Source organism: Vibrio sp. Vb1574 (genome assembly GCF_033338675.1).
The window spans coordinates 1-1,085 of record NZ_JAWOTC010000413.1; the positions used below are offsets into that span (position 1 = coordinate 1).

1 protein-coding gene and 1 pseudogene are annotated in these 1,085 nt (G+C 45.1%); one reads left to right on the forward strand and one right to left on the reverse strand.

Features of this window, described 5'->3' with window-relative positions; translation table 11 throughout:
* The coding region (hemH, locus tag R7O12_RS26530) for a ferrochelatase (RefSeq protein ID WP_318127059.1) at positions 1–732 on the forward strand (732 nt) is incomplete at its 5' end.
* A 76-nt stretch (positions 733–808) separates the two neighbouring features.
* Here hemH and R7O12_RS26535 read toward each other — a convergent pair.
* A pseudogene (locus tag R7O12_RS26535) lies at positions 809–1,085 on the reverse strand (dipeptide/tripeptide permease); the annotation flags it as partial.

Sequence of the window (1,085 nt, forward strand, 5' to 3'; positions counted from 1 at the left end):
ATGGTGTATTCCAAACGCCAGGCAAAGAAACTTGCTCAGCATCTCGATATGCCTGTGGAACTCGGCATGACTTATGGCAACCCAAGCCTTCAATCTGGTTTTGAAGCTCTTATCGCTCAAGGTGTGGAAGAGGTTATTGTGCTACCGTTGTACCCACAATACTCTGGGACAACCACAGCAGCCGTGTCTGATGGAATCACAAAAGCGTTTAAGCAACTGCCAGTGATGCCAGCATTCAGCTTTATTCGCGATTATCACGATCATCCAATGTACATCGAAGCGCTTGCGCATTCGGTTCGACAATACTGGGAAGAGCATGGCAAAGGGGATTACTTGCTGTGTTCATATCACGGTATTCCTAAACGTTATGCAGACAATGGCGACATTTATCCTCAGCATTGTGAAGCGACCACTCGCTTGCTCGGTGAGGCGCTTGGTTTATCATCGGATCAGATTGGTATGTCTTATCAGTCTCGTTTTGGCCGAGAAGAGTGGCTACAGCCTTACACTGATAAAACATTGGAAACCATCACCAGTAAAGGCGTGAAGAAAATTGATATCATGACTCCTGCATTTTCATCTGATTGTTTAGAAACTTTGGAAGAAATTGCGGGAGAGAACAAAGAGATCTTTATGGAAGCGGGTGGTGAGCAGTTCCACTATATTCCATGCCTTAACGACGATGACATGCATATTGATATGATGGCAGAACTAGTACGCAGCAAGCTGTAGAGCTTTGGTATTCTGCACCGAATGAATACTAAAAAGGGTCGCGATTGCGACCCTTTTTAATAACTTTGAAACCATGTTAAGCAACTTGTGTTTGTTGCTCTTCAATTTGTTCTGCAGTGCTGTGAGTGTTTTCTGCACCGTGCATCCAACGAACAAGCGTGTTCGAGAATAACATTAGAATCACACCACTGATCAATGCGGTTACTGCGATGCCACTAAAGATAGCCATTGCACCAAGTTCACCCACATGAGAACCCACGTAACCAGCGACATAGTTCGCAATAGCGTTACAACCAAACCATGCACCCATCATCAACGATGCAAGACGTAGCGGAGCCAGTTTGGTTACAAGA